We start from the raw sequence: 21,826 nt of genomic DNA, 5'->3' as shown, positions 1-21,826 counted from the left end.
ACCCCTCACTCCGCTCCCTCTCCCGTACGTCGAACTCTCACTCCGCGTCCTCCTCCGTATGCCGCAGGGGCAACCGCAGCGTGAACACCGCGCCGCGCCGCGGCCCGTCGGCGGCCGTGTCGGCCACATCGGCGATATCAGTCGCGTCGGTCACCTCGATCGTGCCGCCGTGCAACCGGGCGTTCTCCAGCGCGATCGCCGTACCGAGGCCGCTGCCCTGTCCGCTGTCGTCGGCCGCACCGCGCGTGCGGGCCGCGTCCGCCTTGTAGAACCGGTCGAAGACCCGCTCCCGGGCGTCGGACGGCAGCCCGGGGCCGTGATCGGCGACGGACAGGACCACCCACTCCCCGTCCGCCGCACGGGACGTCCCGAGGGTCACGGTGACCGGCGGGGCGCCGTGCCGCAGCGCGTTGCCCACCAGGTTCGCCACGATCACATCGATCCGGCGCCGGTCGACCACCGCCCGCACACCCTCGCGAAGGTCCGTCCGCACCCGGTCCGTCCAGCCGCGCAGCGCCAGCGACGCCCGTACGGTGTCGGCGAGGTCGGTCTCGGCCGCGTTCAGCCGCACCGCCTTGGCGTCGAAGCGGGAGATCTCCATCAGGTCCTCGACCAGCCGGGACAACCGGGCCGTCTCCGCACCGACGGTACGGGCCGCCCGCGCCGCGTCCGGCGGCAACTGGTCGGCGTCCTCCTCCAGGACGGTCGCCACCATCGTCATCGCCGCGAGGGGCGTGCGCAGCTCGTGCGACACGTCCGCCACGAAACGGCGCGCCTTCGCCTCCTGCTCGCGCAGCTCCGCGTCGGACGCCTGGAGGGCGTCGGCGGTGTCGTTGAACGTCCGTGCCAGGTCGGCGAGTTCGTCGTGCCCGGTGACGGCGACCCGGCTGCCGAGGTCCCCGGCCGCCAGCTCGCGGGTGGCCCGGCCCAGCTTCCGCACCGGACGCAGGACCGTCCCCGCCGCCAGCAGCGCCAGGACGGCGGCCAGCAGGACCACCGGCACGATGCCGGCCCGTACGGAGTCGAGCAGGGCGGCCGTGTCCTCGCTCTCGGCCCGCAGATCGGTGATCGCGTAGACCTCCAGGCCGGAGGCCCGGCGATCCCCGTCGGCGAACATGACGGGCGTACCGACGACCAGGTAGGGCTCGCCCCGCCACCGCACCCGCTGGAACCCCGCGCCGTCACCGGTCATGACGGCGGCGCGCAGCTCGACGGTGATCCGGGACTTCGTGTCGGCGAACGAGTCGGAGGTGGCGGACAGGTCCTGGTAGCGGGCGACCACGATCTTTCCGCCGATGCGCTCCGACACCTTCGCCGCGAACCGGGACAACGACTGCTGGTCGGGCGGCAGGTCGAAGTCGACGGCCACCGCGCCGACCTGTTTCCGGAAGTCGTCCACGGCCGCGTTCTGGGTGCGCTGGAGGACGGCGGTGCGGGCGTCCCGGTAGGCGAGGGCGGTCGAGGTCGCCGCGCTGATGAGGGCGACGACGACGAAGGTGACGACGAGCCGCACGCGCAGGCCACCGGTGAACTGCCTACGGCGCCGTCGCGGGCCGCCGCTCCCACGGCCGCCCCGGCCGTTCCTGCGGCTGCCACCGCCCGTACGGCTCACAGCGGCCCGAAGCGGTAGCCGAAGCCCCGCACCGTCTGCACGTACCGGGGCTTGGCCGGTACGTCCTCCAGCTTGGCCCGCAGTCGCCCCACCGCCGCGTCCACCAGCCGCGAATCGCCGAGGAAAGTGTGGTCCCACACCGATTCGAGGAGCTGCTCGCGGCTGAGGACCCGGCCGGGGGCGGCCGACAGCTCCAGCAGCAGCCGCAGCTCGGTGGGCGGCAGCGGGACGGGGATGCCGTTCTTGGTGACGGTCAGCCCGGCGCGGTCGATCACCAGCCCGGCGAGATCGCCGTCCGGGCCCCGGCGCGCCGACGGCTCCGCCCGGCGCAGCGCGGCCCGGATGCGGGCCTCCAGCACGGGCGCGGTGACCGGCTTGACCACGTAGTCGTCGGCGCCCGCCTCCAGACCCGTCACGACGTCGTGGTCGTCGCCGCGCGCGGTCAGCATGATGATCGGCAGGGCGGCGGTCCGGGCCCGGATGCGGCGGCACACCTCGAAGCCGTCCATGCCGGGCAGCATCAGATCCAGCACGGCCAGCTCGACCCTCCCGCCGGCCGGGCCGTCCAGCAGGGCGAGGGCCAGCTCCCCGGTGGCGGCGGTGTCCACGCCGTACCCGTGCCGACGCAGCACGAGCTCCATCCCGTCCCGTACGGACGCGTCGTCCTCGATGAGCAGTACATGCGGCATGGGGCCGATTATGGGCGTGCCGCAACCGTTTCCCCCACCCCGGACGGGGACGGAGGCGCAGGTCGGAGGCATTGTTACGTTCTCATCATGTGGCCATGGACGGGCCATCATCCGCGGCGGCGAGCGTGGGACGCATGAACTTCCCAGGCATGAACCTCCCCGACACGAACTCCCGTGCTGCCGCCACGAACTCCCGCGCCGCCGCCCGGCTGCGTCTGGTCACCCTCGTGGCACTGCCCCTCCTCGCACTCTCCGTCGCCTGCGGCGGCGGCTCCGGTGATGAATCCGGCGGGGCGGACAAGAAGGACACCGCGATCGCCGACGTACCGGACGCGCCGACGGCGGGCACCGCGAAGGGCGACGGCGGACCGAGCGCCCCGTCCGCGGGCAGGAGCGCCTTCTACGACGCCCAGCTGAAGTACGTCCAGTGCATGCGTGCCAAGGGCGGCTACAAGGACTTCCCCGACCCCAGGCTCAGCGGGTACCTCGACTGGGACAAGGTCAACGAGATCGGCTCCCAGCCCGGCCGCAACGAGGGCATCAAGGGCGGCAGGAACGGCGTCTGCGTGCCCGAGTTGCAGGCCGCCATGACGGCCGAGCCCGAACGCGACCAGCAGAAGTCCTACGAGTCGATGCTCGCGCACGCCAAGTGCATGCGCGACAACGGCGTCTCCCGGTTCACCAACCCGACCATGAGCGGCGGCAACGCCCAGCCGGGTGGCGACCCGAACCCGGCGTCCCCGTCCATCGACTCGAACTCACCGGCCTACAAGAAGGCCCGCGAGGCGTGCGCGTCGAAGCTGCTCGACGGTCTGGACGGCATGCAGTGAGGCGCGGCACCGCTCTGCGCGCGCTCGGCGCGGCGACCGCCGCCGTCGCGGTCACCGGGGGAGTCCTGCTCCTCGGCGACGGCGGCGGCGCGGGCACCCCGGGACGGGGCGACGACCTGCCGCCCGCCACCACGACCGTCGTGCGCACCGACCTCGTGCAGTCCAAGACGGTCGACGGCAGGCTCGACTTCGCGCAGCGCCGCCCGGTCAAGTCCGCCGTCGAGGGCACCGTCACGGTGGCCGCCGTCGAGGGGAGGACGCTGACCATGGGGCAGGCGCTGTACGAGCTGGACGACAAGCCCGTCACCCTCCTCTACGGGCCGGTCCCGATGTTCCGCGAGATGAAGCCCGGCGACCGGGGCAGCGACGTGCTCCAACTGGAGCGCAACCTGCGGGACCTGGGCTACGGGGCGGGGCTGTACGTCGATGTCTGGTACGGCAAGGACACCGAGGCCGCCGTCAAGCGGTGGCAGAAGTCCCTCAACCGCGACACCACCGGCCGGGTCGGCAGGGGCGACGTCGTCTTCCAGCCGGGACCGGTCAAGGTGGTCTCCGCCGACGCGGCGCTCGCCGACCGGGTGGGCCCCGACGGGCCGGTCCTGACGGTCGCCTCCACCAAGCCCGTCGTACGGGCACAGCTGGACCAGACCGACGGCCCGCTCACCTCGTCCGGCACCAGGGTCGAGGTCACCCTGCCGAGCGGGCGGACCGTGGCCGGCAAGGTCGCGGGAACGGTGCGCCCGGAGGAGTCCGGGTCCGGCGGCGGCGCGGGCGCCGAGGAGGGCATCACCGTCGAGGTCGTCCTGGAGGGCGGGGCGAAGGCCGCGTCCGGCGAGGACCCCAAGGCGCCGGCGAGCGTGAAGTTCGTCAGCGAGGCGCGCGAAGGCGTCCTCGCGGTACCCGTCGAGGCGGTCGTCGCCCTGCGCGGCGAGAACGGCGGCTACGGCCTCCAGATCGTCCGGGGCACCACGTCGAAGATGGTGCGGGTGGAGACGGGCATGACCGCCGACGGGCAGATCGAGGTCAGCGGCCCGGACCTGCGCGAGGGCCTGAAGGTCGGGGTGGCGGCGTCATGACGGTGCCACCGGTGGTCGAACTGCGGGCCGCCACCAAGTCGTACCCCGGCGGCGTCCATGCCCTGCGCGGAGTGGACCTCACCGTCGGGGCGGGCGAACTGCTCGCCGTCGTCGGCCCGTCCGGCTCCGGCAAGTCCACGATGCTCAACATCATGGGCACCCTCGACAGGCCCACCACGGGCACGGTCAGGATCGCCGGGTACGACGTGTCCGGGCTCTCCGACTCCAGGCTCTCCGCACTGCGCGCCCGCCACATCGGCTTCGTGTTCCAGCACTTCCACCTGGCGGCGGGCCGCGACGCGGTGGACAACGTCGCCGACGGACTGCTGTACGGGGGCGTACCACCGGGGGAACGGCGCGCGCGGGCGCGGGAGGCACTGGCCAGGGTGGGGCTGGAGCACCGCGGCTCGCACACGCCGAACGAACTGTCCGGCGGCGAGAAGCAACGCGTGGCCATCGCCCGCGCCCTGGTGGGCAATCCCCGGCTGCTGCTGGCGGACGAGCCCACCGGGGCGCTGGACACCGCGTCCGGCGGGATCGTCATGGAGCTGCTGCACGAGCTGAACGCGTCCGGAACCACCGTCTGCGTGATCACCCACGACAACGAGATCGCGGACGCGCTGCCGCGCCGGGTCCGCTTCAGGGACGGCGAGATCGTCTCGGACACCCGCTCCGGGGCGCGTCCGGCCCCAGGTACCGATACGGGCTCGGGCACGGGTTCCGACATGGGATCCGGCGGTGGCCGAGGCACGGGCCGTGGTACGTCCCCCGCCCCCCGCACGGCGGAGGACGGCACATGAGGAAAGACCTCAGGCCCTCCCGCCTCTCGCCCCGCGACGTGCTCCGCGTCGGCGCGGTCGGTCTCCGCGCCCGCCGGGCGCGCGTGGTGCTCTCGGCGCTCGGCATCGCCATCGGCATCGCGACCATGGTCGCGGTCGTCGGCCTGTCCGAGTCGAGCCGTGCGGACCTGATGGCCCGGCTCGACCGTCTCGGCACCAACCTCCTCACCGCCGAGGCGGGCAAGGACGCCATGGGGGAGGAGGTGCGGCTTCCTAAGAACGCGGTCGCGATGGTCGAGCGCATCGGCCCGGTGCAGCACGCCACGGCCACCGCCGACATCGACGTCCGCATCCGCCGCAGCGACGTGGTCCCCGAGGAACGCACCGCGGGCGTCACCGCCCAGGCGGTCCGCCGCGACCTGCTGTCCGCGCTCGGCGGCGAGGTGCGCAGGGGCGTCTGGCTGGACCGGGCCGGCGAACGCCTCCCGACGACGGTCCTCGGCGCGGTGGCGGCGGACCGTCTGGGCATCACCCGCGTCGGCGAGACGATCATGATGAACGGGACCCGGGTGGCCGTCGTCGGCATCCTCGAACCGCTCGAACTGGTCCCCAACCTGGACCGGGTGGCCATGGTCGGATTCCCCGCCGCCGAACGTCACTTCGGCTTCGACGGCCACCCCACCACCGTCTTCGAGCGCTCCACGGACGCCTCGGTGGAGGACGTACGGGCGATCCTGGCCCGCACCATCAGCCCCGGCAAGGAGACGGGCATCAAGGTCTCCCGCCCCTCGGACGCACTGGCCGCCAAGGCCGCCACCGACGAGGGACTGACGAACCTGATGCTCGGTCTGGGCGCGGTGGCCCTCCTGGTCGGCGGGGTCGGCATCGCCAACACCATGGTCATCTCCGTCCTGGAGCGCCGCCAGGAGATCGGCCTGCGCCGCGCGCTGGGCGCGACCCGGGGCGCGATCCGGCTCCAGTTCCTGACCGAGTCGTTGCTGCTCTCGGCGCTGGGCGGGGTGACGGGCGCGCTGCTGGGCGCGGCGGCGACGTACGGCTTCGCGCGGTTCCAGGGGTGGACGGCGGTGGTCCCGCCGCAATCCCTGGTGGGCGGTCTGGCCGCCACCCTCCTGATCGGTGTGGTCGCGGGCCTCTACCCGGCGATCCGCGCCTCCCGCCTCCACCCGACGGTGGCCCTGAACGCGGCCTGAGGCGGCCGGGGGACCGACCGCCGGGCGGCGGGGCACAGGGTGCCCCGCCGCCCGGCCGCTACCAGGGCTCCCCGGTGGACGGATCGAGCCCGGCGTCCCAACGCCGTTTCTGCTCACGCCAGTTGACGAACGACTGCTCCTTCGGCAGGACGACGCTGATCGTCTCCTCCTGGAACTCCTCGTCGGTGAGCAGCCGGTGCAGGAACTCCGCCATCCCGAAGGGGTGGACCTGGAAGGGAGGAGCGGTGTGCCGTCCGCACACGAGCACGGGCCACCGGTCGGGATCGTCGCCCGTGGTCAGCCAGCAGTAGATGTCCGCGCCGCTGGTGACGCCCCAGGCCAGGATGGAGTCCGGGGCCACGTCGAGGGCGGCCCTCCCGCCGCACATCTCCCAGGTGCCGCGGGCGTTCGAGGTCTCCTGCCGCAGACCGGAGCCGTCCGAATACGCGTCGGGCCGGGGAACCGGCAGCAGTATCCCGATGTCCCGGCTGAGTTGTCCCGCCCCGTACGTCTTCATGAAGGCGACGTAGTCGGCCGGGAACCGGGTGCCCCAGATCCCCTCGACCTCGCTCCAGTCGATCCGCTCGTCGACGCCGTGCGCCGTCGGAACGACCCGTTCGAGCGCCGCCGTTCCGGGTGTCGTGCTCACTTCCGCTCCCTTCCCTCCCGTACGTCCCCGCGGTGCCGCGCCCCGAAGGCGCCCGGCCTCACGAGGCGTCGTACCAGTACTTGCCGGCCGCCCAGTGCCCGACCCATCCGGCGAAGCCGGGCTCCGACGTGGTGTGGCCGAACTCGGCGCCGAAGGGCACGGCGCCCTCGCCGCCGATGTTCCAGACGTGCCCACGATGGGGGCCGGCGACGACGAGGTGCCAGTACATGCCGCATCCGTCGGTGCCCAGCACGATCGAGCCGTGGTAGAAGACCTGCTCCAGGAGCGCTTCGATCTCCTCCTCGGGCCGCGGATCGTCCTCCTCCCCCTCCCACACCCACGCGCCGGTCAACGGGAAGGGCTTGGCCAGTACGCGCTCGGGGCGGCCGTTGCCCCAGTCCTTGGGCATCTCGGTCAGGGCGACGAGCCCGTACTCCGGCGGCCCCGAGAAGGACCCGTCGCAGATCTCCGCGACGAACGTCCGGTACGGTTCGGGCAGCACGATCCCGTGCGCGGCCTCGAAGGCGCACACCGCGTCCCATCCCAGGGGCGGGGCGCACGAGTCGGTGTCGAAGGCGGCACGGAGCGCCTCCAGGTCGGCGGGGACGGCGTGATCCACATTCATGGGCATGGGGCCCATGGGTATCACTCCCCACCGACACCGCCCGCCGCCGCCCCACGACCGTGCTCCCGCCGCGGGCGACGACGGCACCGTTTCGACCCGTCGGCCCCGGCCCCGATCCGGGGCCGACGGGAACGGCTCATCGGTCGGTGCGCGGGTGGGGAGTGAGAACGAGCGAGGACAGGCAGGTGACCGCGGCGAACGCGGCCAGGGACCAGAGGGGGAGCAGGGTGCCGATCCCGTCGTCGATGAGGTCGATCCCGTGGCCGACGGTGATGAACCAGCCGACGGCGCCCACGAGGACCATCGGGTACACGCGGCGCTCCCGCAACAGCCTCATGCCGATCCACAACACCAGCGGCATGGCCAGCACGGTGTTGAGGATCGCCGCGGTGAACGCCTGGTCCCCCGTGCTCGCGGGGGCTTCGCCCATGTTCGCCGAGGCCTGGCTCCACAGGGACAGCGACAGACCGTCGGACAGGAGCAGGTGGGATATGGCCGTGGCGACCACTGTCACGGCGAGTGCTTTGCCCACACGCCGAATTCGGGGGGATGAATCCATGATCACACAGTAGGCCCCGGCCCCGTGCGCCCGAGGGGCAGGACCGATCACCGGGCGCACGGGGCCGGTCGGCGCACGAATGCCCACCGGGCACGCGGGGCCGGTCGACACGCGCATGCCGCGGCCCGCCGAATGCGCGCCGGCCGGACCGGTCAGCCGAGGACGAACGGCAGCCGCGCGGCCAGTTCGCCCAGCTCGGCCTCCTCCGCCCCGGTCGGGGCGCGCCGCCCGGTGCCGATCAGCAATGTGTCCCGGTCGGAGAACGACGGGGGGAACACCGCACCGGCGATCCGCTCCAGCATCTCGCGGGTCCGGGCGAGCCCCTCGGCGGGCGGCTCCGCGGCGTCCGGGAGGTGCGCGATCAGGTCGAGGTGGTGCAGCGTCCACTCCAGGACGTACGCGGAGAGGTAGTCGCCCGCGGTGAGAACCTCGTCGCGGGTGCCGACCCGGGTCGCGGGGTCGGCGAGTCCGGCGGCGCGCCCGGCGGCCGAACCGACGTCGTCGAGGTGGAACTTGAGCAGCCACGGCTCCTGGTACGCGGCGGCCAGGCGGACGGTCAGCGCGTCGAGCGGGTCGTCGCCGGTCGGCGGCTCCCCGGTGACTTCCCAGTAGGTCACCGCGTCCCGGGTCGGTTCCGTCCCGGCGGGGGTGGCGAGGGTGATCAGGACGTCCTGGGCATCGATGACCAGATGGCACACCAGGTCCCGCACGAGCCAGCCGGTGCAGCCGGACGGCCGTGCGAAGTCCTCGTCCGAGAGCTCGGCGACCGCTGCGAGCAACGCCGTCCAGGAGCGCGAGAAGAGATCCACGCCCGCAAACTAGCAGCGCCCGGTCCTCCGCGCGGGGCGTCCACTCCATCGGGAACGACGAGGCGCCGCGGGCGAGGGCGCCGAACGGGTGCCTTCGAAGCACCGGAACGGTTCACGGTTTGCCGAAGCGGCAACAGGGCTCGCGGCAGTCCCCGCACTCGGCACATGATCGTGTTCCGGGCCGCGGTCCGCGGCCCACGCCGTGTCACCCGTACCCGCCGATCCCGTATCCGCCCCGACCCCGTACCGACCGACACCACGGAGGATTCATGCCGCAGTCCACCCGGTCCACAGACGTCACGCATCGACTGGTCGCCTCGCCCGCCGGCCGGATCCATCTGGTGGAACAGGGCACCGGGCCAATGGTGTTGCTGGTGCACGGGTTCCCGGAGTCCTGGTACTCCTGGCGCCACCAGCTTCCGGTGCTGGCCGCGGCCGGATACCGCGCGGTCGCCGTGGACGTCCGCGGCTACGGGCGTTCCTCCAAGCCCGGGGAGATCGCCGCGTACCGGATGCTCGAACTGGTCGAGGACGCCGTCGCCGTGGTGCACGCGCTCGGGGAGCGGAGCGCGGTGATCGTCGGACACGACTGGGGTTCGGGCATCGCCGCGCACTCCGCCCTCCTCCGGCCGGACGTCTTCCGCGCGGTCGGGCTGCTGAGCGTCCCCTACGCGCCGCCCGGCGGACCGCGGCCCAGTGAGGTCTTCGCGCGGATGGGCGGGGACGACGAGTTCTACATCTCCCGCTTCCAGGAGCCCGGCCGGGCGGAGGCCGAGATCGAACCGGACGTCCGCGGCTGGCTCGCGGGCTTCTACGCCGCTTTCTCCGCCGACACGATGCCCGCCGCCGACGACCCGGACCCGCACTTCGCGGGCCGCGGCGGGCCGCTGCGCGACCGGTTCCCCGTCGACCGGTCGCCCGCCTGGCTCGGTGAGGACGATCTCGACTTCTACGCCGGGGAGTTCGAACGGACCGGCATGAGCGGGGCGCTCAACCGGTACCGGAACATGGACCGGGACTGGGAGGACCTCGCCGACTTCCGGGGCAGGCCCATCACCCAGCCGTCCCTGTTCATCGGCGGGGCGTCGGACGCCTCCACCACCTGGCTGGCCGACGCGATCCGGGCGTACCCCACCACCCTGCCCGGCCTGGTCTCCTCGCACGTCCTCGACGGCTGCGGCCACTGGATCCAGCAGGAGCGCCACGAGGAGGTCAACCGGATCCTGACCGACTGGCTGGCCGCACTGCCCGCCTGAGACACGCACCGCACCGTACCGGCCGGGCCCGGGGCCGTACCGGTCGGCGCGGAGGCCGGGGAGGGGGCGGGGGAAAGCCGGGAACCGCCGTCACTTCGTGAAGACGAGGCTGACGTTGTGTCCGCCGAACCCGAACGAGTTGGCCAGTGCGGCCGACCACCGGCCGGTGCGCCGCTCACCGCGCACCACGTCCAGTTCCACGCGCGGATCGAGTTCGTCGAGGTTGCGCGTGGCCGGTACCGTGCCGTCCCTGAGCGCGAGCAGGGCGGCCATGGCCCCCATCGTTCCGGACGCGCCCATCATGTGACCCGTCATCGACTTCGTCGCCGTCACCGCCGCGTGGTCGCCGATCACCTGGCCGATCGCCTCGGCCTCCGCCAGGTCGCCGGACTCCGTCGAAGTGGCATGGGCGTGCACGACCCCGATGTCCGCCGGGGCCAGGTCGGCGTCGCGCAGCGCCAGTCGCATGGCGAAGGACTGGCCCTCCGCGTCGGAGGCCGTGATGTGGTTCGCGCTCGAACTCACGGCGCCGCCGGCCAGTGTGCCGTGGGCGCGGGCGCCGCGGGCCCGGGCGAACCCGGCACGTTCGAGCACCATCATTCCCGCGCCCTCGCCCATGACGAACCCGGACCGCTCGACGTCGAACGGACGGGACACGGCCTCCGGGTCCGTGCACCGCGTCGACAGGGCCTTCATCTGGGCGAACGCCGCAATGGTGAAGGGGTGCAGGCACGCCTCCACCCCACCCGCGACGACCACGTCCGCCCGCCCGCCGCGGATCAGGTCCTGCCCCACGGCGAGGGCCTCCGCCCCGGAGGCGCAGGCGCTCACCACGGTCCTGGCCCCTCCCTTCGCGCCCAGGTCCATGCTCACCCAGGCGGCCGGCCCGTTCGGCATGAGCATGGGGACCGTGAACGGCGACAGCCGACGGGCCCCGGCGCGTTCGAAGACGTCGTCCTGTTCCAGCGTGGTGATGACGCCACCGGTCCCCGTACCGATGACGACGGCGAACCGTTCGGGCTCGACCTGCGGGGCACCGGCGTCCGCCCAGGCCTCCCGCGCGCTGAGGACGGCGACCTGCTCACTGCGGTCCAGCTTCCTGGCCTGGGTCCTCGGCAGCAGGGAGGCGGGGTCCACCGTGAGCCCGGCCGCGACGTGCACCGGCAGGTCGGCGGCCCACTCCTCGTCCAGGAAACGGACCCCCGACTTGCCGTCCAGCAGCCCCGACCACGACGACGGCGCATCGGCTCCCAGCGGCGTCATCGCACCGACACCCGTCACCAGTACCCGATCATTATCAGTCATACGAGCCCCTTGAATTGTATGAATGCTACATACCGCTCGACTTGCTCTCATGGGGATCATGCCAGCATTCGATAGGGAAGCCGGGAGGGAGGTCGACCGATTTGAGGGCGAGAGATTATGGAGTCCCAACAAATACCGGTGATCCATTTGTTAGGACATAAGGACGTACGGAGCTAGCATGGGCTGGGACATACTTGCATCCGTCGGCAGCAGTCCCAGGAGGGGTGACGTGGAGCCGTTCACGAAGTTGATCACCATCGACCGGGGCAGTCCCGTACCGCTGTACTTCCAGGTCGCGCAGCAGTTGCAGGAACTCATCGAGACCGGGGTGCTGCCCCCCGGCACGCGCCTGAGCAACGAGATCGCCATGGCGGACGGGCTCGGCCTCTCCCGCCCGACCATGCGCCAGGCCATGCAGCACCTGGTCGACAAGGGGCTCCTGGCCCGCAAGCGCGGGGTCGGCACGCAGGTGGTCACCAACCGCATCCGCCGCCAGGTCGAGCTCACCAGCCTCCATGAGGACCTCGAACGGGACGGGCGCCGACCGCGCACCGAGGTCCTCTCCCTGGCGACCGTCCCCGCCGACCGCGACGTCGCCGCCGCGCTGCGGGTGGACGAGGGGGCGGACGTGGTGGCCGTCGAGCGCCTGCGGTTCGCCGACGACGAGCCCATCGCCCTGCTCCGCAACCACCTGCCGGCCGGTCTGCTGGAACTGACCGGGGAGGCGCTCACCCACAACGGCCTGTACCAGCTGATCCGGCGGTCCGGTACGGACCTGAGGAGCGCCGCGCAGACCATCGGCGCGCGCCGCGCCACCGCCGCCGAGGCCCGGCTCCTCGACGAGGCGCGCGGTGCGACCCTGCTGACCATGACCCGTACCGCGTACGACAGTTCGGGCAGCCCGGTCGAGCGCGGCTCCCATCTGTACCGCGCCTCGCGGTACTCGTTCGAGATGACGGTCGCCGCCCACTGACCGACACCGACCGCATGCCCCCACCGATGGGGCGGGTCGTCCGTCCGTACGGAGCGAGGGCGTCCCGCACGGGGTGGGACATTCGGTACGGGGTGGGACAACCCGTATGGGGTGAGACGTTCGCACGGGAACGCCCGTCCCCTTCCCGTCGGCCCGCCACCTGGGACCACGTCCCAGCAGGTCGGGGCGTGGGCCGTCCCACGAGGACGTCATCTCCGCGGCGGCTGTGGCGGCCCCCGCCTCCCGTCCCGCAGTCTCGATGTCGAGCCGGCCGGTGGGTCGGCTCACTCAGGACCCAAAGGGGAGGGCACATGAACATGACCAGGAAGCTCGCAGCCGCGGCCGGGGGCATCGCGCTGACCGGAGGTCTGCTGGTCGGGACCGCGGGCTCCGCCGGTGCGTCACCGATCACTCCGCAGGCGGCGGCGGACTGTCCGTCCGGCTACTTCTGCGTCTGGTCCGGGCAGAACTACACCGGCCACCGGCAGCAGGTCGCGGGCAAGAACGCGGACCTGACCAAGTACTCGGTCTTCCTGAGCTTCAAGTCGTGGTACAACCACGGCGCTTCCTGCGACTTCAAGTGGTACTCGGGGAAGAACTACAGCGGCTCCAGCGGGATCATCCCGAAGGGGTACAAGAAGTCCGACAGCGTGTCCCACTACATGAAGTCCAACACCTGGGCCTGCTGACCGGCGGCCGACCGGACACGGGAGGGCGGCACCCCGTCGGGGGTGCCGCCCTTGTGCCGTCACCGGGGCCGAGGAGGAATCCGGCTCACGCCGTCCCGTGATTTCCGTCCCTCGATCCCTGTCCCGCGATCCCTGTCCCTCGATTCCCAGCGGCCCTGCCGCGTTCTTGCCGTCGGCTCACTCGCCCAGCAGCCGGGCGACCTCGTCCTGGCCGCGTCGGCGGGCGTGCTGGAGCGCGGTCATGCCGGTCCCGTCCTCGATGCCGGGGTCGGCGCCCGCGTCCAGGAGCAGTTTCACGGTCTTCTGGTGGTCGGTGCCGCCGTCGCCGAGGATGACGGCCTCCAGCAGGGCGGTCCAGCCGAGGTCGTTGACGTGGTCGACGTCGACGTCGATGTCCGGGTTGGTGGTGACCTCCCGGATGTAGGCGACGTGACCGTGCTCGCCGGCCGGGATGAGGGAGGTGCCGCCGTACCGGTTGACGATGGTGTAGTCCGGGTCGGCCGCCGCGAGGGTCCGGGCCATGGCGGCGCTGCCGGTCACTCCTGTCACCAGCCACGGTGTGTCGTGCTGCTGGTCCAGGGCGTCCGGGTCGGCACCGGCGTCGACGAGGACCCGGGCGGCCTCGACGTGGTCACCGGTGGCCGCCAGCAGGAGCGGGGTGCGGTCGTTCTCGTCGCGGGCCTCCGGACCGGCGCCCCGCCCGATCGCCTCGCGCACCGCGTCGGCGTCACCGGAGCGCGCCGCTTCGAGCAGCGCCCGGTCGGCSGCCGACCGGGCGGGCGTGCCGGTGGGGGACGGGGGGCCGGTCCTGGCGGCCGAGGGCTTCTGCCCGGCGTCGCCGTCGGACTGGGCGCCGCACGCGGTCGCGAGCGCGGCCAGGCCGACGAGCGGGGTGAACAGGAGGGCGGCGCGTCGTGTCGGCGGAGAAAGCGGCGTAGAAGCCCGCGAGCCAGCCGCGGACGTCCGGTTCGATCTCGGCCTCCGCCCGGCCGGGCTCCTGGAAGCGGGAGATGTAGAACTCGTCGTCCCCGCCCATCCGCGCGAAGACCTCACTGGGCCGCGGTCCGCCGGGCGGCGCGTAGGGGACGCTCAGCAGCCCGACCGCGCGGAAGACGTCCCCAGGCGGTTGCCGGGGAGGTGGCGTTCCTGCGGCGTCCGGGTCGACACGGCGATGGTCGCCACCGCGTCGCGCCCACGGCGCCACCGTCAACGAGGTCGCCCTCGCCGCCCTGGGCATGGTCCTCGCACGGCTGCGGCGCGAACACCGCACGACGGACACGGGGCGCGACGCGGTGGCGACCATCGCCGTGTCGACCCGGACGCCGCAGGAACGCCACCTCCCCGGCAACCGCCTGGGCGTCCACCGGCTGGTCCTCCCGCACCGGGCCGGCACCCTGGACGAATCCGTCGCGGCGGTGGCCCGGCAGACCGGCGCCGTCCGCAACAGCCGTCAACGCGACGCGTTCCGCGCCCTGTTGGAGAACCGGGCCACCCCACAGACCGCCGCCCGGGCGTACCGGGCCGCGCTGCGCGCCCGTGTCACACCGCTCGTCGTCAGCAGCGTGACCGTGCCCGACGGGCTCGTCGCCTTCGGCACGCCGCTGTCCTCGGCGGCGCTGCTCCTCAACGTCTTCGAGGACTTCCCGGCCTACGTCTCGTTCACCCGCGCCACGGACCTGGTCCGCTGCAGCGCGGCGGCCGACGCCGACCGCAGTTCCCTGCTGGCCGTACCGGACCACTGGGCGGAGCTGCTTTCCTCCAGTTGGCGCGCCATCGGCGGCGGCCCGGACCAGTAGGCCCCCGAGCACCGTCCTCCCGCCGCCGACCACCACCCTCCGACCACCCCCGAACACCACCCTCCAGCCGCCGACCACCGTCCTCCGGCCGCCGTCCCGGCCGGCCCCGGTCGGCGGCACTCCGGCCCATGACCGCGGTCCCTGCAACGGTCTTTGGCCCGACGATCCTCCGTTCCGACGGAAACCGGCGCAGGCGCGTGTACGTACGCGCGCGTGAAATGGCGCCGAAATATCACCTATTAGTGTTGATCGACATCACCCCCCGAAATTCCGAGAAGCCCACGAAACCAAGAGAAGAAACCTTTATTCACAGATTGACCCGCCTCGGTCGAGCATTGCCAGCCGGTCCATGAAATTCCTACGCTGCCCACGGTTGATCCCAAATGGTCGACCACGGAAAACGAAATGGAGAAAAGCATGGCCCGATTCAAAATCTCCTCCTCGCGCCTGTGGACCGTCGCGGCCGTCCTGGCGTTCACCGCGGGCACCGCCTCCATGACCACGAACCCGGCGGCGGCCGACTCCGACCAGTGCCCGTCCGGGTCCTTCTGCGTCTGGGAGCAGTCCAGTTACCGGGGCGACTTCCGGCACTACACCTCGTCGAACCCCAACGTCGGCGATTACATGAACGACCGCATGACCTCGTACTGGAACCGCACCGGAAAAACGGTCAGCGTCTACGAGCACTCCAACTACGTCGGGTGCATGATCACGATCGCGCCGGGCAAGTACGAAGCGGCCGTACCCTCGCACTTCAACGACAAGATGACCTCGCTCCGCGTCGGCCAGGGCTGCTGACGCCGCCCGGGACAACGGCGCCCGCCGGGTCGGGTTCCGGCCCGGCGGACCCCCTCGAACCCTGAGCCCTTCGAGCCCCGGCCCGAACCCCGGACCGGGGCTCTTCGACTGCCACGACCCACCGGACGGGGACCGGGAAACCGGTATCGCGCCGCGCCCCCGCAGCCGCACCGGCCGACCCGGGACGGAAGATTCGCGACCCATCCGGATATATTGTTTAATATTTAAGAATTACAGGAACGGAAGATCCGGACGCGAGAAGGGAACACGTCATGACCGCCGATTCCGCACACGCCAAAACCGCCCCCGAGCCCATCCGCGACCCGCGGGCCGATCACCTGCTCACACCGGACAACTGCGCCGTGGTCTTCATCGACTACCAGGAGGGCCAGTACGCCACGGTGGGCTCGGCCAGTCGCGAGGAGATCGACCTCGGCGCCGTCACGCTCGCCAAACTCGCCCGCGCCTATGAACTCCCGACCGTGCTGAGCACGGTCGCCGTGGGAATGGGTGTCAATCGGGCCACGGTTCCGGAGATCACGCAGGAACTGCCCGGGGTGGCGGAGATCGACCGTACGGGGGTCAATTCCTGGGAGGACGCCGACTTCCGCGCCGCCGTCCGGGCTACGGGGCGCAGGAAGATCGTGATGGCCGGGCTGTGGACCGAGGTCTGCCTCGCCTTCCCCACGCTGGACATGCTCCGCGAGGGGTTCGAGGTCTACCCGGTCGTCGACGCCGTCGGAGGTGTCTCCGCGGTCACGCACGCGACGGCGATCGAACGGATGACGCAGGCCGGTGCGCAGCCCATCACCTCGCTCGCGTTCGGCTGCGAGCTCATGCGCAACTGGGCCCGTCCGGACGCCGATCTGTACCGGGTCGTCATCAACGACTACTTCCGCCGCAAGCAGGCCATCGGCGAGAAGACCGGGACCCTCTTCGAGTAGGCCGACGGCCTCCACCGTTGCTCCGCACGAGGCCGGACCGGTTCGATCCGGCCGGAGCCGCTTCGATCCGGCTCCGGCCGGATCAGGCGGGCTCAGGCGGGCTCAACGGTCCACGGCCAGGACGCCTCGTGGCCGGCCTCGATGAGACCGATCATCCGGAACGCGGCGTCCGTGAGGCCGCCGAACGTGTGCCGGTGGGGGCCCGTGGGGCCGTGGGCGGGCCGGTACCCCGCCAGGTTCCACGTGTAGACGGGAATGTCGGCCGGGACCGGTTCGGCCGGCCCGCGGGGGTGACGGGGAACGGCCTGCTCGTCGGTGACGATCACGACCCGGTCGTGTTCCCGGTAATGGGTCCGCACCGCCTTCGTGGTGTGGGTGCCGCCGAGATCGTGGAACCGTTTCAGCACCTCGAGCACCGGCTCGCCCGGCTCGAACGGCACCTCTGCGCTGCGCCAGCCGAACTCCACCAGATCGGCCTGCTCGGCGCGCATGGCCAGCCCGGTGCCGAACACGGCGGCCGCGTCCGCCCGGGTCAGTTCGGACCGCTCGGAAACCGTGTCCCAGAACATGGAGTCCGAACGGTCCACCAGGATCAGCGTCCGGCCGGGCAGGGACGGCACGTTGGCCAGGGAGTGGCCCAGTGCCCGTTCCAGCGCGGCTGCCCAGCGCCGCGACGACACCTGCTGGTGGGCGGCCAGGTAGCGGAAGGGGAACTGCCGGGACCGGGCGACCTCGGAGGCGTCCGAGAGCCGTGCGGCGACCCGGGCCGCGACCTCGTCCGAGACCCCCGCCTCGTCGAAGTTCCGCAGGTTCCGCAGGAGCGCCATCGGTGCCATCGTGGGGATCACGGCTTCCCAGGCGGCGGCGTCCATCGGTCCGTGGAGCCAGCCCGCCAGCGCCTCCCACGTCATGCCCGCCCCGGCCAGCCGCTCGGGGCCGCCGGGCCCGGTCAGCAGCGCCCGCCGCTCGTCCAGGGCCGATTCCATCAACGCCCGGTGGGCGGTCAGCAGCCGGTCGGAGGCCGGTGGTACCGCCCGCCCCGGATGGTGACGGCGGTCCAGGATGTACTGGAAGAGCGCCCCCTGCCAGGGCTTTTCCGGGTCGGGGGAGGCGTGCACCAGGTTGAGCACGTCGCCGAAGCGGAAGTTCTTGGACTCGGTGTCGTACTTGAGCAGGGACCGGGACGTGTACAGCCGGCGCACGCCGTCGGCGATGCCCCGCTTCACGGGCTGCGGCACGTTCCGCCCGTACACCGAGGTCCAGTACGCGAGCAGTTCGCCGGGTTCGTCGGCGCGCCGGAGCACCGAATCGATCACGGACCGGTTGGACGGGCCTTCGGACACCCCGGCCGCGAGCCGGGCCCGCACGTACGTGGCGGCGCCCACCAGGCAAGCCGTGCGCATGTTGCCCTCGCCGCGGAGCCAGCGCAGCAGGCCGGCCGTCCACACGGGGTCCTGGACCGCGCGTTCACCGACGAGACGGATGTAGCGGTCGTCCCGCTCCTCGCCGCTCTCGTAAAAGGTCCGCTGGGACACGAAGTTGCCGACCGCGAGGAGGAAGAGCTCCTCTCGGGGCTCGCGGACGAAGGCCGGGCCACCCTCGTGGGTGCGGAGGCCCGGCCCGGCGGGCCCGTGTCCGGGCTGTGACCGGGACAGCGGAAGGAGCAGAGGTTGTGGCCGGTGTTGTGGCCGGGGCTGTGAGCGGGCGGCCGACGAGACGTGCGGGGTCACGAGCATCTCGGACCAGACCTTGGAGACGCGCGGGGCGTAACGGGGCAGCGAATCCTCCGGGATTCAAGGGATCGGACACCCCCGGCCCGGAGGCCCGACAGGGTGAAAACGGCCGCGCCCGCCGAGATCAAAGGGGCGGCGGCATCACTTGGTTGTCATGAGGAAGTAGCCGCAGCCGGGCGCATCGGAGGCGCGGTCGCGCCGCCAACGTACAAGGGTCCCCGGGTCTCGCACCAGCGATTAACGGGGGCTCGCTCGTGCTCGCTCGTCGAGGGCCCCGGCCGGGTGGAGGGCCCTGGTCGCAGTGTCGATGTCATCCGCGCAGGAGGACGGGGAACTGCTCGCCGCCCCGGTGTCCGAGCAGGCCGCGGACGGTCCGGGTTCCCCGTCGCCGGAGATGATGGAGCCATGGACATGCCCGATCGGCTGACACGGGCCGCGGAGAACGGCGATGCGGCAGCGGTGGCGCGGTTGTTGGACGCGGGCGCCGAGGCGGACGCCCCGAACAGTGTTCGGCGTACGGCGCTGGATCTCGCGGTGAACGCGGGGCATGTCGATGTCGTCCGGCTTCTTCTCGCCGCGGGGCGGATCCGTGCCGACGGACGGGTGAGTACCACGAGTCGACGCCGATGCTCCGGGCGGCGATGCGCCCCGACCCCGAGATGATCCGGGTGCTGCTCGATGCCGGGGCCGTCATGGATGCCCAGGGCCCGATGGAGTGGGTGCCGCTGGTGGTGGCGGCGACCAGTGGGGATCGGGGCCACCCGCAGACCGTGGTTCTGTTCCTGGACCGCGGGGCGGACATCGATGCCGTGATGAAGGGCAGGACGGCTCTCGAATACGCGCTCACCACCGGGAGGACGCTGATGGCGCGTTGGCTGCTCGGCCGCGGTGCGGCACCGACGGAGTACGCCCTGGGCCTGGCCGTCGGCCGGGCGCGGCAGTCGCCGGAGAACGCGAAGAAGTACGCGCCCGTCCTCGGCGCCCTGCACGCACACCCCTCGGAGCTCGATGACTGAACCCCGACCGTTCCGGACCCGAGCGCCAGCCGCTCCGGACGAACCCCGGCCATTCCGAACTCGAAACGCCGGCCACTCCGGACGAACCCCGACCGCCCCGAATCCGAACCCTGGCCGCCCCTGCCGCGGTCCGGGCAGGATGTCCTCCTGTGAACCACGTGCTGTGCGGCCTCGCCGCCAATGAGGCCCTGCCCTTCGAGCTGGTGGGGCGTCTGATCGCGGTCGCGGACGAGGAGGTCGCCGACAGCCTCGCCCGTCGCGCGGACCTCAGCCGCGAGCAGGCGGTCGCCCTGGCCGCCCGCGTCGAGGAGAGCGCCGTGCTGCTCGCGTACGAGGGCCGGCTGACCGCCGCCGACGTCGACCCCCGCACCCGGCCGCAGGCCGCGCTCGCCCTGCTCGACGAGCGTTCCGGCGACCCGGAGTGGGCGCGGTTCTTCGCCCGGGACCCCGACGTCGAGCACCGGTTGAAGCTGGCCGCCTGTCCCGGGCTTCCGGCCGATGTGCGGGAGACACTCGCCGCCGACCCGGACGTACGGGTCGTCGTGGAACTCGCGTTGTGGACCACGGCGGACCTGGCGGCCCGTCTGGCGCACCACCCGCATGCCGAGGTCCGCCGCGCGGTGGCGGTCAACGAGGCGACACCACCGCGGGTCCTGGCCATGCTGGTCGGCGGCGAGGGGGTGGCACCGGCGGAGCGGTGCCTGGTCTGCGACGGCGAGGAGACGCCCTGCGCGCACGATCCGAACTGTCCGCGGCCCGACTGCAACCTGCGGCCGGGTGCCTCGTGCGACGGCTCGCACGAGTCCGCCCTCCACGAGCTGGCGGAGCAGGCGTCGCAGAACCCCGCCACACCGGTCGGGGCTCTTCTCCGGTTCGCCGATCATCCCTCGGCGCTGCTGCGCGGCGGGCTCGCCGCCCGCCCCGACCTGCCGCCGGAGACCGCCGTGCGGCTCTCCGACGACCCCGTTCCCGGTGTCCGGGCCCAACTCGCGGAGAACCCGGCGATCGACGACGCCGTGATCCGTGTGCTGGCCGCCGATCGCGGCCACGATGTGCGGCGCCGTCTGGCGCACAACCCTCGTGTGCCGCTCGACGTGCTCCCCGTCCTGGCCGCCGCCACCAGGATCGGCTCGTCCCTGCTGCCGCGCATCGCCTCCGCCTCCCCCTCCGAGGTCGAGGATCTGGCCAGGTCGTCGAATCCGGTGCTGCGGATGCTCCTGGCCGAGCGGCGCGATCTGCCGGCCGGGATACGCGACGCGCTGGCCGACGACCCCGACGCGAGGGTGGCCAAGTCCGTCGCGCGGCACCCCGGCCTCTCGGAGGCCCGGTTGCGGTCCATGGTCGAACGTCACGGGACCCAGGTCGCCGCCGGGGTGGCGGCCAACCCGGGGACCCCGCCCGCCCTGTTGGAGGATCTGGCCGGACGCGTACCGCCTGCCCGGAAGGCCCTGCGCGAGATCGCCCGGCACCCCGGCGCGACCGGCCCGGCGCTGCTCGTCTGTCTGGCGGACCGGCAGGCGCGGCGGGTGGCCGCCGGACATCCGGCCGTGCCGCCGGAGGTCCTCGTCGAGCTGCTCGCCGACGACGACTGGCAGGTGGGGCGAGCCGCTGCCGCCAACCCGTCCCTGCCGGCGGCCGTCATGGCGGAGCTGGTGTCCGGGGCCGACGGGACTGCCGGAACACGCCCTGGGTCCGGTGCCGTCGGCACCGGCTGACCGGGAAAGGAAGGGGCCGGGTCAGTCGCCCGGATACTCCCGGGCGTACTGGGCCAGGGTGGTCGCGATGGCGGCGAAGGCGACCGCGTGGCCGCGGGCGTTGGCGTGGACGCGGTCGGCGGCGTAGATGCCCGGGTCGGCGGCGAGCGGGTGGTGGTGGGTGTCGATGTGGATGCCGCCGAGTGCGCGGGCCAGGCCGGCGGTGACGCGGTCGAGCTCGTCGAAGCGGCGGGCCATGTTGTCGGCGTGTTCCGGCGGGACGAGGCCCGACCGGGCGAGGTCGAACAGGCCGATGGTGACGACGAGGGCACCGCTCTCGGCGAGGGGTGTCAGGAGCGAGGCCAGTTCGGCCCGCAGCTTCTCCGGGTCGAAGCTGCGGAAGGCGTCGTTGCCGCCCGCGCTCACCATCACCACGTCCGGCCCGAAGTCCAGGGCGGGGATGAGCTGCTGGTCCCGGATCTCGTCGAGAAGCAGATGGGGCGTGGCCAGGTTGACCGTCGCGAAGTCGGGGCGGGTGGCGGCGAGGGCGTCGGTGAAGCGGTCGGCGAAGGATCGCTCGCGATAGCCCGGGAGGAGGTCCATCACACCGGCGGTGACGCTGTCCCCCATCACGACCAGCCGGTTCCACGGGAGGTCGCGGAGCAGTTCGGCGGCGGTGTCCGGGGCCATGCAGTACGGGTCGGACAGTTCGGCGGTGAAGTCGGCGAGGCCGGCGAGGTCGGGGAAGTCGGCAGGGGCAGTGGGATCGGCAGGGGCGGCGGG

At 72.4% G+C, this 21,826-nt stretch carries 24 protein-coding genes and 1 pseudogene; 14 read left to right on the top strand and 11 right to left on the bottom strand.

Features of this window, described 5'->3' with window-relative positions; translation table 11 throughout:
* Nucleotides 1–37 precede the first annotated feature (37 nt).
* Together EAO76_RS01130 and EAO76_RS01125 are read right to left on the bottom strand one after the other, a co-directional pair.
* On the bottom strand, nt 38–1,519 hold the full coding sequence (locus tag EAO76_RS01130) for a HAMP domain-containing sensor histidine kinase (protein WP_148832420.1): 1,482 nt from the start codon (nt 1,517–1,519) through the stop codon (nt 38–40).
* 89 nt (nt 1,520–1,608) lie between these two features.
* Entirely contained in the window at nt 1,609–2,301 is a 693-nt protein-coding gene (locus tag EAO76_RS01125; protein WP_148832367.1) for a response regulator transcription factor, read from the bottom strand.
* A 149-nt stretch (nt 2,302–2,450) separates the two neighbouring features.
* Here EAO76_RS01125 and EAO76_RS01120 point away from each other — a divergent pair, with 149 nt between their 5' ends.
* From EAO76_RS01120 to EAO76_RS01105, 4 genes are read left to right on the top strand one after another with little or no spacing between them, the layout of a single operon-like run.
* A complete protein-coding gene (locus EAO76_RS01120; RefSeq protein WP_148832422.1) occupies nt 2,451–3,131 on the top strand; it encodes a hypothetical protein in 681 nt (226 codons plus the stop codon).
* On the top strand, nt 3,128–4,207 hold the full coding sequence (locus EAO76_RS01115) for a peptidoglycan-binding protein (RefSeq protein WP_148832365.1): 1,080 nt from the start codon (nt 3,128–3,130) through the stop codon (nt 4,205–4,207). Before EAO76_RS01120 ends, EAO76_RS01115 begins: the two co-directional genes overlap by 4 nt.
* Entirely contained in the window at nt 4,204–5,007 is an 804-nt protein-coding gene (locus EAO76_RS01110; protein ID WP_148832362.1) for an ABC transporter ATP-binding protein, read from the top strand. The genes EAO76_RS01115 and EAO76_RS01110 overlap by 4 nt, the downstream gene beginning before the upstream one ends.
* Nucleotides 5,004–6,197, top strand: coding sequence for an ABC transporter permease (locus tag EAO76_RS01105; RefSeq protein WP_148832360.1), 1,194 nt, complete (start codon nt 5,004–5,006; stop codon nt 6,195–6,197). Before EAO76_RS01110 ends, EAO76_RS01105 begins: the two co-directional genes overlap by 4 nt.
* Nucleotides 6,198–6,255: 58 nt before the next feature.
* On the opposite strand, the gene EAO76_RS01100 is transcribed toward EAO76_RS01105, so the two are convergent.
* The 4 genes from EAO76_RS01100 to EAO76_RS01085 all read right to left on the bottom strand — a co-directional run bounded on the left by EAO76_RS01100 (nt 6,256) and on the right by EAO76_RS01085 (nt 8,839).
* Entirely contained in the window at nt 6,256–6,846 is a 591-nt protein-coding gene (locus tag EAO76_RS01100; RefSeq protein ID WP_148832357.1) for an SMI1/KNR4 family protein, read from the bottom strand.
* Between the two features lie 58 nt (nt 6,847–6,904).
* Nucleotides 6,905–7,471, bottom strand: a complete 567-nt coding sequence (locus tag EAO76_RS01095) for an SMI1/KNR4 family protein (protein WP_148832418.1) — start codon at nt 7,469–7,471, stop codon at nt 6,905–6,907.
* A 136-nt stretch (nt 7,472–7,607) separates the two neighbouring features.
* Nucleotides 7,608–8,003 carry a hypothetical protein gene (locus tag EAO76_RS01090; protein WP_148832355.1) on the bottom strand — a complete coding sequence of 132 codons (396 nt, stop codon included), beginning with the start codon at nt 8,001–8,003 and terminating at the stop codon, nt 7,608–7,610.
* Between the two features lie 179 nt (nt 8,004–8,182).
* On the bottom strand, nt 8,183–8,839 hold the full coding sequence (locus tag EAO76_RS01085) for a maleylpyruvate isomerase N-terminal domain-containing protein (RefSeq protein ID WP_148832353.1): 657 nt from the start codon (nt 8,837–8,839) through the stop codon (nt 8,183–8,185).
* A gap of 269 nt (nt 8,840–9,108) precedes the next feature.
* Between EAO76_RS01085 and EAO76_RS01080 the strand changes: the two genes are divergently transcribed.
* Nucleotides 9,109–10,095: an alpha/beta fold hydrolase gene (locus tag EAO76_RS01080; RefSeq protein ID WP_148832351.1), complete on the top strand. Its 987-nt coding sequence runs from the start codon at nt 9,109–9,111 to the stop codon at nt 10,093–10,095.
* A gap of 90 nt (nt 10,096–10,185) precedes the next feature.
* Here the strand turns inward: EAO76_RS01080 and EAO76_RS01075 are convergent, their stop codons facing one another.
* Entirely contained in the window at nt 10,186–11,400 is a 1,215-nt protein-coding gene (locus EAO76_RS01075) for a beta-ketoacyl synthase (protein ID WP_148832349.1), read from the bottom strand.
* Between the two features lie 229 nt (nt 11,401–11,629).
* Here EAO76_RS01075 and EAO76_RS01070 point away from each other — a divergent pair, with 229 nt between their 5' ends.
* Nucleotides 11,630–12,373 (top strand): GntR family transcriptional regulator, encoded by a 744-nt coding sequence (locus EAO76_RS01070; protein ID WP_148832347.1) that lies wholly within the window; start codon nt 11,630–11,632, stop codon nt 12,371–12,373.
* A 311-nt stretch (nt 12,374–12,684) separates the two neighbouring features.
* Nucleotides 12,685–13,062 (top strand): peptidase inhibitor family I36 protein, encoded by a 378-nt coding sequence (locus EAO76_RS01065; RefSeq protein ID WP_148832345.1) that lies wholly within the window; start codon nt 12,685–12,687, stop codon nt 13,060–13,062.
* Between the two features lie 177 nt (nt 13,063–13,239).
* Here EAO76_RS01065 and EAO76_RS01060 read toward each other — a convergent pair whose 3' ends face one another.
* Nucleotides 13,240–13,815, bottom strand: a complete 576-nt coding sequence (locus EAO76_RS01060) for an ankyrin repeat domain-containing protein (RefSeq protein WP_262375215.1) — start codon at nt 13,813–13,815, stop codon at nt 13,240–13,242.
* Nucleotides 13,816–13,921: 106 nt separating this feature from the next.
* Nucleotides 13,922–14,185 (bottom strand): annotated as a pseudogene (locus tag EAO76_RS45750) (alpha/beta hydrolase); the annotation flags it as partial.
* Nucleotides 14,186–14,297: 112 nt separating this feature from the next.
* Here EAO76_RS45750 and EAO76_RS01050 point away from each other — a divergent pair.
* From EAO76_RS01050 to EAO76_RS01040, 3 genes are all read left to right on the top strand, one after another.
* Entirely contained in the window at nt 14,298–14,858 is a 561-nt protein-coding gene (locus tag EAO76_RS01050; protein WP_148832343.1) for a hypothetical protein, read from the top strand.
* Between the two features lie 417 nt (nt 14,859–15,275).
* On the top strand, nt 15,276–15,656 hold the full coding sequence (locus EAO76_RS01045; protein WP_262375204.1) for a peptidase inhibitor family I36 protein: 381 nt from the start codon (nt 15,276–15,278) through the stop codon (nt 15,654–15,656).
* A gap of 272 nt (nt 15,657–15,928) precedes the next feature.
* On the top strand, nt 15,929–16,600 hold the full coding sequence (locus tag EAO76_RS01040) for a hydrolase (protein WP_148832339.1): 672 nt from the start codon (nt 15,929–15,931) through the stop codon (nt 16,598–16,600).
* Between the two features lie 92 nt (nt 16,601–16,692).
* On the opposite strand, the gene EAO76_RS01035 is transcribed toward EAO76_RS01040, so the two are convergent.
* Nucleotides 16,693–18,336 (bottom strand): TROVE domain-containing protein, encoded by a 1,644-nt coding sequence (locus EAO76_RS01035; RefSeq protein ID WP_148832337.1) that lies wholly within the window; start codon nt 18,334–18,336, stop codon nt 16,693–16,695.
* A 298-nt stretch (nt 18,337–18,634) separates the two neighbouring features.
* Between EAO76_RS01035 and EAO76_RS45745 the strand changes: the two genes are divergently transcribed.
* From EAO76_RS45745 to EAO76_RS01025, 4 genes are all read left to right on the top strand, one after another.
* Nucleotides 18,635–18,760, top strand: a complete 126-nt coding sequence (locus EAO76_RS45745; protein ID WP_262375203.1) for a hypothetical protein — start codon at nt 18,635–18,637, stop codon at nt 18,758–18,760.
* Nucleotides 18,739–18,996 carry an ankyrin repeat domain-containing protein gene (locus EAO76_RS47455; protein ID WP_376470420.1) on the top strand — a complete coding sequence of 86 codons (258 nt, stop codon included), beginning with the start codon at nt 18,739–18,741 and terminating at the stop codon, nt 18,994–18,996. The genes EAO76_RS45745 and EAO76_RS47455 overlap by 22 nt, the downstream gene beginning before the upstream one ends.
* The gene (locus tag EAO76_RS01030; RefSeq protein ID WP_148832335.1) at nt 18,975–19,349 is read left to right on the top strand and encodes an ankyrin repeat domain-containing protein; all 375 of its coding nucleotides are present in this window, start codon (nt 18,975–18,977) and stop codon (nt 19,347–19,349) included. Before EAO76_RS47455 ends, EAO76_RS01030 begins: the two co-directional genes overlap by 22 nt.
* A gap of 149 nt (nt 19,350–19,498) precedes the next feature.
* Complete coding sequence (locus EAO76_RS01025; protein WP_148832333.1) at nt 19,499–21,064, top strand: hypothetical protein; 1,566 nt, start codon at nt 19,499–19,501, stop codon at nt 21,062–21,064.
* 21 nt (nt 21,065–21,085) lie between these two features.
* Here the strand turns inward: EAO76_RS01025 and EAO76_RS01020 are convergent.
* A partial coding sequence (locus EAO76_RS01020; protein ID WP_222872128.1) for an SGNH/GDSL hydrolase family protein occupies nt 21,086–21,826 on the bottom strand: 741 nt, incomplete at its 5' end.

This window comes from Streptomyces sp. sk2.1, from assembly GCF_008120935.1.
GTDB lineage: Bacteria > Actinomycetota > Actinomycetes > Streptomycetales > Streptomycetaceae > Streptomyces.
Note: the sequence above shows the minus strand (reverse complement) of the source record. Positions and strands in the feature narration are given on the sequence as shown.

Excerpts from the sequence above, each read along its gene's own strand:
- EAO76_RS01125 (WP_148832367.1), bottom strand. The coding sequence starts at position 2,301 with ATGCCGCATGTACTGCTCATCGAGGACGACGCGTCCGTACGGGACGGG.
- EAO76_RS01120 (WP_148832422.1), top strand. The coding sequence starts at position 2,451 with ATGAACCTCCCCGACACGAACTCCCGTGCTGCCGCCACGAACTCCCGC.
- EAO76_RS01110 (WP_148832362.1), top strand. The coding sequence starts at position 4,204 with ATGACGGTGCCACCGGTGGTCGAACTGCGGGCCGCCACCAAGTCGTAC.
- EAO76_RS01105 (WP_148832360.1), top strand. The coding sequence starts at position 5,004 with ATGAGGAAAGACCTCAGGCCCTCCCGCCTCTCGCCCCGCGACGTGCTC.
- EAO76_RS01095 (WP_148832418.1), bottom strand. The coding sequence starts at position 7,471 with ATGAATGTGGATCACGCCGTCCCCGCCGACCTGGAGGCGCTCCGTGCC.
- EAO76_RS01080 (WP_148832351.1), top strand. The coding sequence starts at position 9,109 with ATGCCGCAGTCCACCCGGTCCACAGACGTCACGCATCGACTGGTCGCC.
- EAO76_RS01075 (WP_148832349.1), bottom strand. The coding sequence starts at position 11,400 with ATGACTGATAATGATCGGGTACTGGTGACGGGTGTCGGTGCGATGACG.
- EAO76_RS01065 (WP_148832345.1), top strand. The coding sequence starts at position 12,685 with ATGAACATGACCAGGAAGCTCGCAGCCGCGGCCGGGGGCATCGCGCTG.
- EAO76_RS01050 (WP_148832343.1), top strand. The coding sequence starts at position 14,298 with ATGGTCCTCGCACGGCTGCGGCGCGAACACCGCACGACGGACACGGGG.
- EAO76_RS01045 (WP_262375204.1), top strand. The coding sequence starts at position 15,276 with ATGGCCCGATTCAAAATCTCCTCCTCGCGCCTGTGGACCGTCGCGGCC.
- EAO76_RS01040 (WP_148832339.1), top strand. The coding sequence starts at position 15,929 with ATGACCGCCGATTCCGCACACGCCAAAACCGCCCCCGAGCCCATCCGC.
- EAO76_RS01035 (WP_148832337.1), bottom strand. The coding sequence starts at position 18,336 with ATGCTCGTGACCCCGCACGTCTCGTCGGCCGCCCGCTCACAGCCCCGG.
- EAO76_RS47455 (WP_376470420.1), top strand. The coding sequence starts at position 18,739 with ATGGACATGCCCGATCGGCTGACACGGGCCGCGGAGAACGGCGATGCG.
- EAO76_RS01030 (WP_148832335.1), top strand. The coding sequence starts at position 18,975 with ATGCGCCCCGACCCCGAGATGATCCGGGTGCTGCTCGATGCCGGGGCC.